General features: G+C 51.5%; 9 protein-coding genes. 7 read left to right on the top strand and 2 right to left on the bottom strand.

The window, feature by feature from the left end:
- Nucleotides 1-355: 355 nt before the first annotated feature.
- The 6 genes from JWF83_RS22395 to JWF83_RS22370 all read left to right on the top strand — a co-directional run bounded on the left by JWF83_RS22395 (nt 356) and on the right by JWF83_RS22370 (nt 9,153).
- Nucleotides 356-1,144 carry an IclR family transcriptional regulator gene (locus tag JWF83_RS22395; RefSeq protein ID WP_413652720.1) on the top strand — a complete coding sequence of 263 codons (789 nt, stop codon included), beginning with the start codon at nt 356-358 and terminating at the stop codon, nt 1,142-1,144.
- Between the two features lies 1 nt (nt 1,145).
- Nucleotides 1,146-2,054 carry a dihydrodipicolinate synthase family protein gene (locus tag JWF83_RS22390; RefSeq protein ID WP_413652719.1) on the top strand — a complete coding sequence of 303 codons (909 nt, stop codon included), beginning with the start codon at nt 1,146-1,148 and terminating at the stop codon, nt 2,052-2,054.
- 9 nt (nt 2,055-2,063) lie between these two features.
- Nucleotides 2,064-4,031 (top strand): YjhG/YagF family D-xylonate dehydratase, encoded by a 1,968-nt coding sequence (locus JWF83_RS22385; protein ID WP_413652718.1) that lies wholly within the window; start codon nt 2,064-2,066, stop codon nt 4,029-4,031.
- A gap of 43 nt (nt 4,032-4,074) precedes the next feature.
- A complete protein-coding gene (locus JWF83_RS22380; protein WP_413652717.1) occupies nt 4,075-5,424 on the top strand; it encodes a gluconate:H+ symporter in 1,350 nt (449 codons plus the stop codon).
- 315 nt (nt 5,425-5,739) lie between these two features.
- Complete coding sequence (locus JWF83_RS22375; RefSeq protein ID WP_413652716.1) at nt 5,740-6,861, top strand: JmjC domain-containing protein; 1,122 nt, start codon at nt 5,740-5,742, stop codon at nt 6,859-6,861.
- A gap of 369 nt (nt 6,862-7,230) precedes the next feature.
- On the top strand, nt 7,231-9,153 hold the full coding sequence (locus JWF83_RS22370; protein WP_413652715.1) for an FAD-dependent oxidoreductase: 1,923 nt from the start codon (nt 7,231-7,233) through the stop codon (nt 9,151-9,153).
- Between the two features lie 113 nt (nt 9,154-9,266).
- On the opposite strand, the gene JWF83_RS22365 is transcribed toward JWF83_RS22370, so the two are convergent.
- Together JWF83_RS22365 and JWF83_RS22360 are read right to left on the bottom strand one after the other, a co-directional pair.
- Nucleotides 9,267-10,016: a PadR family transcriptional regulator gene (locus JWF83_RS22365; RefSeq protein ID WP_413652714.1), complete on the bottom strand. Its 750-nt coding sequence runs from the start codon at nt 10,014-10,016 to the stop codon at nt 9,267-9,269.
- Between the two features lie 183 nt (nt 10,017-10,199).
- Nucleotides 10,200-11,264: a glycosyltransferase family 4 protein gene (locus JWF83_RS22360; RefSeq protein WP_413652713.1), complete on the bottom strand. Its 1,065-nt coding sequence runs from the start codon at nt 11,262-11,264 to the stop codon at nt 10,200-10,202.
- A 391-nt stretch (nt 11,265-11,655) separates the two neighbouring features.
- Between JWF83_RS22360 and JWF83_RS22355 the strand changes: the two genes are divergently transcribed.
- Complete coding sequence (locus JWF83_RS22355; RefSeq protein WP_413652712.1) at nt 11,656-12,228, top strand: YecA family protein; 573 nt, start codon at nt 11,656-11,658, stop codon at nt 12,226-12,228.
- Nucleotides 12,229-12,236: the final 8 nt, after the last annotated feature.

The following is a 12,236-nucleotide window of genomic DNA, read 5'->3' as shown; positions in this document are numbered from 1 at the left end:
GACAGCACTTTGCAGGATGATCTATGCCGCTCTGTTGGCGAATGATTAAAGTATATTCAGATTTTTTATGGGATAAATAGCCAAAATAAGAATTGAATATTCCACTGGTGGAGCAATTCCGGCAAGGCAAGCGCCGGTCATCACACCGGGCTATCACAATAAGCGGATCCCCGCTGGTTCTTTCCTCCGGCAACCAGTCCGCCGGCGATAATCAAACATGCGTGCAGCGCTGATGATGAAAAACAGGTGGTAGCTCACATTCTGCTATCCGATCCCGGTTCAGCATGCTGAACCAGATATATTATTCGCCATTTTGGCAGGATAGACTTTATGACAATAAGAATCGGGGGGCGTTATGGGAGGTAAAGGCTGCACTTCATTAATCAGAGCTGAAAAAATACTGACGCATATTGCTTATATTGGCGGCGTAAGTTTTATGGAATTACTGAAGGAATTTCAGTATCCCAAAAGTAGCCTGCTTAATTTATTGAATGCCATGGTGGAGTGCGGCTTTTTATTTAAAAATGAGCGCAATCAGTATTCTCTTGGAATAAAAAACTATGAGCTTGGTTGTCAGGCCCTGCACCGAAAAAATATTTTTGAAGTGACAAAGCGCCCCATGCAGGAGCTTTCTCTGAAAAGCGGTCTGGTCTGTCATTTAGGGGCGATGGAAAACTATTCTGCCATTTATCTGGATAAGGTCGAAAGCCCTGAGTCTGCGCCTACCCGGAAAAGCTGGATTGGTAAAAAACTGGAATTACATATTACGGCGCTTGGGAAAGCGTTACTGGCATGGAAACCGAAAGAAGAGATGGACTACTTTTTGGATGCGTTGATTTTAACTAAACACACCAGCAATACCTTCACCGATAAAAAAGGGTTCCGGGATGAGTTACAAAAAACTCGTCTGCGCGGATGGGCAATAGACAATGAAGAGTCAACCTATGGCGCGGTATGTCTGAGTATGCCGGTTTTCAACCTGTATAACAGAGTTAACTATGCTATTTCACTGTCCGGTGATCCGGTTATTTTTTCAGGGAAAAAAATTGATGGTTATCTTGAATTACTCAGCCAGTGTGCAGAACAGATCTCACAGGGGTTGGGGTATAGAGATCAGCATAATTGCTTAAACAAAGGAAAATAAGATGAATAGAAAATTTAAAGGGATTATCCCTCCGGTATCCAGCACCTTTGATGCCAGCGGCAATATTGATAACACCGCGTTACAGTCGGTTGCTGATTTTCTGATCGGCAAAGGGGTCAGCGGATTATTTTATCTGGGAACCGGGGGAGAATTCAGTCAGATGACTACCCGGCAGCGTATGGCATTAACCGAAGCCGCGGTTGCGGCAGTAAACCATCGCGTTCCGGTATTAATCGGCGTCGGTTCGCCTTCCACTGACACCGCGGTACAACTGGCGAAACAGGCCGAAGCAGCGGGTGCGGATGCCGTGGTTGCGATTAATCCTTACTACTGGAAAGTAGGCAGCCGGAACCTTGATGACTATTTCCAGCGGATTGCCGGCAGCGTTCATCTGCCGGTGATTATCTACAATTTTCCGGATCTTACCGGCCAGGATTTGTCTCCTGAAGTGGTTAAACGTCTGGTTTTACAGAATGAGAACATTGTGGGCATCAAAGACACTATTGATAGTGTCGGTCACCTGCGCACTATGATTAATACCGTCAAAGCCGTTCGTCCGGATTTCTCAGTATTTTGTGGTTACGATGATCACTTGCTGAATACTCTGCTGCTGGGAGGCGATGGTGCGATAACCGCCAGCACTAACTTTGCGCCGGAGTTATCGGTGGCTATCTACAATGCGTTTCTGGCAGATGACCTCGCCACGGCGGCGATGCTGAATAAAAAACTCCTGCAACTTCCGGCCATCTATTCTCTGGAAACGCCCTTTGTATCATTGATCAAATATGCGATGACCTGTATTGGCCTGCCGGTAAACACCTATTGTCTGCCTCCGATTCTTGACGCTTCTGCAGCGGCAAAAGAGAAAGTCCGCGAGTTGTTGTCAGCTCAGGGAATTTTAAAATTCTAAGGGGATACTATGTCTGTTCGCGATATTTTTGCTGATCACCACGAGGAAATATTTCAGGTAAGGACACAGGCTGCTGGCCCGAAAGGTGATTTACCCCTTACTGCGGAGATGCTGATTAACCGCCCCAGTGGTGATATTTTCGGCATGACCATGAATGCCGGTATGGGCTGGACGCCGCAGGAGCTGGACCGGGACGAGATTCTGTTAATCAGTACCCTGGGCGGTATCCGCGGGCCGCAGGGTAAACCCGTCGCTCTGGCACTGCATCAGGGCCATTATGAGCTTGATATTCAGCTAAAAGCGGCCGCCGAAGTCATCAAGGCACAGCATGCCTTGCCGTATGCGGTTTATGTTTCCGATCCCTGTGATGGCCGTACCCAGGGCACTACCGGGATGTTTGATTCTCTTCCTTATCGTAATGATGCCTCAATGGTGATGCGTCGTTTGATCCGCTCCCTGCCGGGCGCGAAGGCGGTTATTGGCGTGGCGACCTGTGATAAGGGATTGCCGGCCACCCTGATGGCGCTGGCATCACAGCATGATAAAGCCACGGTGCTTATCCCGGGCGGGGCGACACTGCCTGCCAGCAGTGGTGAAGATAACGGTAAGGTCCAGACGATTGGCGCGCGGTTTGCTAATGGCGAGTTATCGCTGCAAAGTGCCCGACGTCTGGGATGTCAGGCCTGTGCTTCTTCCGGAGGCGGATGCCAGTTCCTCGGCACCGCGGGCACATCGCAGGTCGTTGCCGAGGGACTTGGGCTGGCGCTGCCGCATTCTGCGCTGGCGCCGTCGGGTGAACCGGTCTGGATTGAAATCGCCAGAGCATCGGCACGGGCAGCGATCTTACTTAACCGGCAAGGGATCACCACCAAAGATATTCTCACCGATAAGGCGATTGAAAATGCCATGATGGTCCACGCTGCATTTGGCGGTTCAACCAATCTGCTGCTGCACATTCCGGCGATTGCGCATCAGGCGGGTTGTAAAATACCGACGGTTGACGACTGGATCCGCATCAATAAACAGGTGCCGCGCCTGGTCAGCGTGCTGCCTAATGGTCCGGTTTATCATCCGACCGTCAGGGCTTTTATGGCGGGCGGCGTACCGGAAGTGATGTTGCATCTGCGCCAGTTGGGGCTTTTGCATCAGGATGTGATGACCGTAACCGGAAGTAGCCTGAAAGAAAATCTGGACTGGTGGGAGCAGTCAGAAAGACGGCAAAAATTCAAAGCATTACTTCTGCAGCAGGAACAGGTGGCGCCGGATGAGGTCATTATGTCACCCGCCCAGGCGCAGCAACGCGGGCTGACCTCAACCATCACGTTCCCGGTGGGGAATATCGGGCCGGAAGGATCGGTTATCAAATCTACCGCGATAGATCCCGATATGATTAATGAACAGGGCATCTATTACCATAAAGCCCCGGTTAAGGTTTATCTGTCCGAAAAAACCGCTATCTATGATATCAAGCACGAGAAAATTAAAGCCGGCGATATCCTGGTGATTATCGGCGCCGGCCCTTCCGGTACCGGGATGGAGGAAACCTATCAGGTAACCAGCGCACTAAAACATCTTTCTTATGGTAAGCAGGTATCGCTGATTACTGATGCCCGATTCTCTGGCGTCTCAACCGGAGCCTGTATTGGACATGTCGGGCCGGAAGCGCTGGCTGGGGGCGCCATCGGGAAATTACGCACCGGTGATATTGTCGAAATAAAAATTGACTGTAAGCAACTTCAGGGTGATGTCAATTTCCTCGGAACGGTCAATGATAAAACCCTGCCCTCACCAGAGGAAGCGACGGCTATTCTGAATGCCAGGAACAGCCATCCTGATTTAATGCCGGATCCTGCGTTACCGGATGATACTCGTCTCTGGGCAGTGCTACAGGCGATAAGCGGGGGAACATGGAAAGGGTGTATATATGATGTAAATAAAATAAGCGAAGCGTTAAGGGAATATATTAATAAATCCTGAAGTTTATAAAATAATATTCTTACCTTATTAATGCGAGGTCGTTATGCCACTATTAATTGTTGTGGCAGGTATTGCTGTACTCCTGCTGTTAACCATAAAAATAAAACTGAACACATTTGTATCACTGATTATTGTCTCAATTGGTGTCGCTATTGCCAGCGGTATGGGACTGAATAAAGTTGTCACTTCAGTTGAATCCGGGCTGGGGGGTACGCTGGGCCATATTGGACTGATATTTGGTTTTGGCGTAATGCTGGGGCGGCTATTGTCTGATGCCGGCGGCGCGCAGCGGATTGCCCTGACCATGTTGAAATACTTTGGTGCGAAAAAGCTGGACTGGGCGGTGGTCAGTTCGGCGTTTATTGTCGGTATTGCCCTGTTTTTTGAGGTGGGACTGATCCTTCTGGTGCCGATTTTATTCGCCATCGCCAGAGAAGCGAAAATTTCCCCGATGCATATGTGCGTACCGATGCTGGCAGGACTACTGGTTGCTCACGGTTTTCTGCCGCCGCATCCTGGCCCAACGGTAATTGCCCGCGAGTATGGCGCCGATGTCGGGGGCGTGTTGATTTACGGCATTCTGGTTGGTATTCCCACCTTTATTCTCTGCGGCCCGCTGCTGAATAAAGTCTGCAAACGCCTGATCCCGGATGCCTTTAAAAAAGAGGGCAATATTGCCTCTCTCGGCGCGAGCAAAAGTTTTTCCGAACAGGAAATGCCAGGTTTTGCTATCAGCTTTTTAACCGCGATGTTGCCGGTGATCCTAATGGCGCTGGTGACCATTATTGCCATGCTTCGCCCAAAGGATGCCGGCGATGCGGGTTCGCTGTACCTGGTGATTCAGTTCTTTGGTAATTCCACTATCGCTATGCTGGTGTCGCTGCTATTCGCCATCTACACCATGGGGGTCGGCCGCGGGAAAACCATTGCAGTATTAATGGACTCCTGTAGCCAGGCAATTGCCGGTATTGCCGGCCTGTTACTGATCATTGGCGGCGGCGGTGCGTTTAAACAGGTGCTGATTGACTCCGGAGTGGGGACTTATATTTCATCGCTGGTTTCCGGAATGGATATTAATCCGATCCTGATGGCGTGGAGTGTGGCCGCGTTTTTGCGCATTTGTCTCGGCTCGGCAACTGTCGCCGCAATCTCCACTGCCGGCCTGGTGATCCCTTTACTTTCCATTCACCCGGGTACGAATCTGGCATTGATCACCTTAGCGACCGGTGCCGGTTCATGCATTTGCTCGCATGTAAATGATGCCAGCTTCTGGATGATAAAAGACTTTTTTGGCCTGACAACCAAAGAAACATTATTATCCTGGACCTTAATGTCCACGCTGTTATCAATTTGCGGTCTGTTATTTATACTGATGGTGAATATTATAATCTAAACCGTGTATTTATTGCTGCGCCATGGCTGATGCTTTATCCGGTAATAACGGCCTTGCGGTTACCGCCTCAACGCGAATAAAAAATCTATTTCCTGCTATTTATTCTGCAATCAGGCAGGCCGCGGCGGTGCGCAGAAGCAAAGTCATCGCTGTCTGACGAGGACGGTCGGTAATGTCAGCGCGGGGGAAAGATAACGGAGCAATCCGCAGGATATTTTTACCGGATGGAACACTCAGCCTTGACTAATGACAAGGCGGCCCTGCTATCAGCTTCTTTATAATCAGGGCCGTTTGTCTTCTCACTGGTGTGAAAGTATGGCTTATCAACTCAATCTGAACTGGCCCGAATTTTTAGAAAAATACTGGCAAAAACAACCTGTTGTATTGAAAAATGCCTTCCCGAACTTCGTTGATCCGATTACGCCGGACGAACTGGCGGGTCTGGCGATGGAACCGGAAGTAGATAGCCGTCTCGTCAGCCATACAAATGGCCAGTGGCAGGCCAGCAACGGGCCGTTTGAGCAATTTGATAATCTCGGTGAAACGGGCTGGTCGCTATTGGCCCAGGCGGTTAACCACTGGCATGCTCCCTCTGCTGAACTGGTGCGTCCGTTTCGCGTACTGCCGGACTGGCGTTTAGACGACCTGATGATCTCCTTTTCGGTTCCGGGCGGCGGTGTCGGGCCCCATATCGATCAGTACGATGTATTTATTATTCAGGGGATGGGCAGCCGCCGCTGGCGTGTGGGTGATAACCTGCCGATGAGGCAGTTCTGCCCGCATCCGGCGCTGCTGCATGTTGATCCTTTTACGCCGATCATTGATGAAGATCTTGAGCCGGGCGACATTCTCTATATTCCGCCGGGTTTCCCGCATGACGGCTTTACCCATCAGACGGCGCTTAATTACTCCGTTGGCTTCCGCGGGCCAAACGGCAGAGATTTAATCAGTAGCTTTGCTGACTATGCGCTGGAAAACGATCTCGGCAGCGCGCACTACAGCGATCCGGATTTAACCTGCCGGGAACATCCGGGACGGGTGGAAGATTATGAGCTTGAGCGCCTGCGCACGATGATGATCGACATGATCAAACAGCCGCAAGATTTTAAGCAGTGGTTCGGCAGCTTTGTGACAACCCCGCGCCACGAGCTGGATATTGCTTCTGCAGAGCCGCCTTACGAGCAGTCGGAGGTTGTCGACGCGCTGATGAATGGCCAACTGCTGACGCGCCTTGGCGGGCTGCGGGTGCTGAACGTCGGCGATAGCTTCTTTATCAACAGTGAAAAACTGGAAACGGTCGATCCTGCAGCGGCTGATGTACTGTGCCGTTACACCGTGTTCGGCAAAAAAGAGCTGGGTAAGGCGTTGCACAGTACGGCTTTTGTCGCTGAGCTAACCGGCCTGATTAATCAGGGTTACTGGTTCTTCGACGAATAGCAGAGCGATTAATTGCGGCTTCCGGCAGCGTTGATGGTGACGCGCCAGGGAAGTCGCTTTTTTAAAATTGCGCCGCAACCTCCGACGGATTAATCTTGCCCGCAAACTGGGTAAGATATTTATTATCTGACCGGTCGGTTTTTATTTCTTTTGGTATTGCATAAATAACCTGAATTAATTCATCTAAAGCCTGGTAGGCTATTTCCAGTAAACCCTTCCGCTAAACGATTGAAAATAACTATTGAGAGATAGTTATTTTTCATAAGTTATTATTCCAAAAATTGCGCTGTAGATTTGTGCTATTTCCTGTTTTCCTGCAGAATTTAACCGGTAATGTATAAACTTCATAAAATTGGCTGCGGGTTAATCATGAGTAAATTTATTGTTGCGAATGTGAAGGAATGTATCGGATGTCATGTTTGTGAAATATCATGTGCTGTGGCTCATAACAACCAAAGCTGGCCAAAAAGTAAGGCCGATTACCACCCCAGAATTTGGCTGAGCAGGGGCCGGGAAGATTTTCATCCGCAGACTTGTCATCATTGTCAAAATGCGCCCTGCATCGCCAGTTGCCCGGTTAATGCGCTGTATCGTGATAATAACAGCGTTCAGCTTGACGAAAAAAAATGCATCGGCTGCAAAAGCTGCATTATCGCCTGTCCGTTTGGCGTCATAACATTAACCGAAGCCGCGCAACGAAGTTATGCGCAAAAATGCGATCTTTGCGTAAACACCCCGGAACAGCTCCCCAGCTGTGTTGCACACTGTCCTTCCCAGGCGCTGCATCTTATGGATGACAGTGGTCTTGAGCAGCTGCGTAAAAGACGTCAGCGGGCCAGTATCACGCCGGGACCAACAGCGTCACGCCTGACGCTACGCCAGCGGATGGAGAATAGCCCGCCGCGCAAAGAGGCGTTTAAAATTCTCGCCAGCGAGCGAAAAGAGAATTTTAATGAAATTTATCAGCCAATTGATAAACCGCTGGCTGATTACGAAAGTGCGCGTTGCCTGCACTGTGCATCGTATGCCAGTTGTAACCTCGCCTGCCCGCTGCATAATGCGATCCCGGAACTGATTCAGTTGGTAAAGCAAAATGAGCTGCATAAAGCGGTGGAACTTAGCCATCAAACCAGCAGTTTACCGGAAATTTGTGGCCTGGTTTGTCCGCAGGACCGGTTATGCGAAGGTTCCTGCACGCTGAAATCGCAATCCGGGGCGGTCGCCATCGGCAGCCTGGAACGCTACATCACCCAGCAGGCGTTACAGCAAGGCTGGCGACCCGATCTGAGTCAGGTGGTTCCCCGATCTGAGCGCGTGGCTATTATTGGCGCCGGCCCGGCGGGGCTGGGTTGTGCCGATATCCTTACGCGTCAGGGTTTTCAGGTTGATGTCTACGACAGGCACCCTGAAATTGGCGGATTACTGACATTCGGCATCCCCTCGTTTAAATTAAATAAAGGCAGAATTGCGCAGCGGCGGGAAATATTCAGCCAGATGGGTATCCGCTTCCACCTTAATTGTGAGCTGGGCAAGGATGTGACCTTAAATGAATTACTTACCAGCCATGATGCCATTTTTCTCGGCGTCGGCTCCTATGGGCTGGTTGGTGCCGGTCTGGCGAATGAAAATGCCGCCGGTGTGGTTCAGGCGCTCCCTTTCCTGATTGCCAATACCCGACGTGAAATGGGGCTTGCGGAGGATGCCGGCTGGCCCTGGCAGCCGATTGAGGGCAAAAACGTGGTAGTGCTGGGGGGAGGGGATTCGGCAATGGACTGTGTGCGCACTGCCATCCGCCGTCATGCATCCAGCGTAACCTGTGCCTACCGTCGCGATGAGGCCAGTATGCCGGGTTCAAAAAAAGAAGTGGTCAATGCCAGGGAAGAAGGGGTGAATATGCTGTTTAATGTTCAGCCTGAAGGGATTGAACTGGATGAAACCGGTATGGTCACGGGGGTCCGCTTAGTGCGAACGGAAATGGGATTGCCCGGCGCGGATGGCCGTCGGCGTCCGGTGACTATTCCTGATAGTGAATTTGTTTTGCCGGCCGATCTGCTGATTATGGCTTTCGGTTTTACCGCACACGCCATGCCGTGGCTGGCAGCCAGCGGCATTGATTGTGACAATAAAGGTTTAATTATCACTGAACAAAGCGGGACATTTTCCACCCGGACCTCAAATCAGCGCGTATTTGCCGGCGGAGACGCGGTGCATGGCGCTGATTTGGTCGTCACCGCAATGGAAGCCGGGCGGCGTGCCGGTAAAGAGATTATTTCTTTCCTCGGGCAGGGTTAACTGCACTTCTGCCACCGGGAAATACCATCCCGGCGCCGCGCCGGCTGATTTGGCTCCGCAACCTTGTTACCTCCGGTTGCGGAGGTCCGGCAGTAAAGGAACATCATGGCCAGTCAGGGTTTCACTGCCTGTAGCTGCGCCAGCGTCTGTTGCAAAATAGCGGCAACCTGACGTTGGATATCCTCACTGCTATGATGATACTGATGCAACTGATTACGCAGAGTATGCAGCGCCGCCATCAGCTCAGGCTCAAATTCATGGCGCTGCTCGCGCATTGCCTGATTCACCGAATCGCTCTGGCGGGAGAATAAGGCTAACTTGGCGAACAGTGCGTCTGCAAGCGACTGATTTTCGGCAAGATAGCTTTCGCCCTGCTGATTAATGGCGTAACGTTTCCGGTTGCCCTCCTGCTGAACCGTCACATAGCCGACATCCTCCATCCAGGTCAGTGCCGGATAGATGACCCCGGGGCTCGGCGTATAAAAGCCGCCGCTCTTATCGGTTAAAATTTTTATCAGTTCATAGCCATAGCTGGCCTGCTCTTTTAGCAGGTTAAGCAGCAATAATTGCAGCTCATCCGCGCCAAATTTACGGCCGCGCAGAAATGACGGGCGGTCGCGATGACCGAAATCATCACCATCGCGGCGATGTCCGCGATGGCCATCATGACGATCACCGCGTTGATCGGCATGGTGGCGGTGGCCATGCCTGGCGCGCATCGCCTGGTGCCATTCGGCGAACATCATTTCAACCATTTGTTGCTGATTATCGCCGTGGTCAAAACCGCCGGGCTGACGGTCATCTGATGGCGATTGCGGGTGACGATGGCCACCCCGGTGCTCTTTAAACATGCGATTAAACATCGTTATCTCCTTAGTGAAAGTATCTTACGACTGTATCGTAAGATATGTATTTTATATGTCTTACGATATAAAAAAGCAAGCGGGAATTTTCGCCAGCAAGGCGCGGGAGAAGGCATAAAGGCCAGTGGATTTTTTGTTTTTTGATTAACTAATTGATAGTTAATGCTTGTTTTGCTTTTTTAATCAGGCCTGTAGATCCAACGCCTCGGTGTTGGCGGCGGGTGGCAGTAAACGGCGATACAGTTGCAGATAGTCTTCGGCCATCGCGGAGGCAGAGAAACGTCGTTCGAATCTGGCCCTCACCCGGTAACGGTCAAGTGCCGCAGCTTCGCGGCAGGCAGCGACCGCCTGGGCCTCGTTTTCCACAATACTGCCGGTAATACCCGGTTCGATGATTTCAGCCACCGAGCCACGGCGCCAGGCGATCACCGGTGTGCCGCAGGCCATGGCTTCGATCATCACCAGACCGAAGGGTTCGGGCCAGTCGATGGGAAACAGCAACGCACACGCCTGACCAAGGAAATCCGCTTTCTGCCGATCGCTGATTTCACCAATAAACTCCACGCCGCCACCGGTCAGCAGAGGCTTGATCACCTGACGGAAGTAATGTTTATCCACATCGTCAACCTTGGCGGCCATCTGCAGCGGGATGCCTGCCTGACGGGCAATGGCAATCGCCCGGTCCGGACGCTTTTCCGGCGATATCCGGCCAAGAAAAGCCAGATAGCCCGCGCGCGGTGTGGCGGTAAAGGTATAGTGCGCGGGGTCGAGACCATGCCAGACGGTGCCCGCCCAGTTGGCGCCGGGTAATGGCTCGCGCTGAGCATCAGATATGGATACCAGAGGATATTGCCACCAGCGGCGGAATGCGGCGGGCAGATCGCTGATATCCAGCCGGCCATGCAGTGTCGTCAGTGTCTTCGCCGCTATCCGTTCAAAGAACGGAAAATGCAGGATATCGGTATGGAAATGCAGCACATCGAATTCGCCGGCGCGCTGTTGCAGTTCGTCAAACATCACAAAGTGCGCGGCCAGCGCGGATTTCAGCAACGTTGGATCGAGACGTAGCGCCCGATCGCGGCAGACATGCAGCCGGGCCAGGGTATGGCTATCGCCGGAGGCGAACAACGTAACATCATGTCCTTTTCTCACCAGGGTATCGGCGAGGACAGCGACAATACGTTCGGTGCCGCCATACATTACCGGGGGAACGGCCTCATTCAGTGGTGCAATTTGCGCAATTTTCATAACACTTTTCCCACACCGGCAAGCAGTGATCAGCGCAGCAAGTAATTACTGAAAAAATAGGAGAGAGGTGCTGACTTTTCAATACCTTGTGAACGGGCTGGCGGTTAATACAATATTGAGGTTTAGCGCTGACGGCTTTCGCGCCGTGACCATTGAAGCGGCAGGTTTTTCTGCTGATGGCGGGAAGTGATGGCTGCTGATTTGCCGGCAGATAATAGCGGGTTTAAATAATTTCTTATGCCTCTGGTCGGGATAAATCGCATTCTTCAGCGACAGTTGCGCGCTGTTATACGCATTCCATTAGACGATAATAAAGATCCGTTTCCGGCAGACATAAAGGTATGCTTATCGACGACCAGTAGTAGCAATAATTTCCCGGGAGAGAAAGAGTATGAAACAAGGACCACTGGAACTCGATGAGCTGGACTGGCTGGATAGCACACTGCTGAAGTACACCAATGAACACGCCATCCTTGATGCCTCTGAACTGGATGGTTTACTGACCGCCATTCTTTCAGGCCCGAATCCGGTTATGCCCGGTGAGTGGTTAATGGCGCTGTGGGGCGGAGAGGAAAATGCGCCGGTCTGGGAATCGGAACAGGAACTGAAGCGTTTTATGGATCTCTGCTTCCAGCATATGAACGATATTGCTGAGCGGCTGAATGGCTATCCCGATCAGTTCGAACCGCTGTTTGGCACCCATGTCATTGATGATGAGGAATTCACCATCCTGGAGCAGTGGTGTTTTGGCTATATGCGCGGTGTGGCGCTTGATGACTGGTCACAACTGCCGGAGTCACTTAAGCCTTCGCTTGAGGTGATTGCCCTGCATGGCCTGGAAGAGAATTTCCCGAAACTCGATGATATGACGCACGAAGACTTTGTGCGCGATATTGAGGGGGTACGGCTGGCGGCGCTCAGACTGCATGCCCACTGGCTTAGCCAGCGTTCAACCATGCATTAAGTATCCTG

This window comes from Pantoea sp. B65, assembly GCF_047308185.1.
Taxonomy (GTDB): Bacteria; Pseudomonadota; Gammaproteobacteria; order Enterobacterales; family Enterobacteriaceae; genus Erwinia.
The sequence above is the reverse complement of the archived record's forward strand: the minus strand, read 5'-3'. Positions and strand labels throughout refer to the sequence as shown.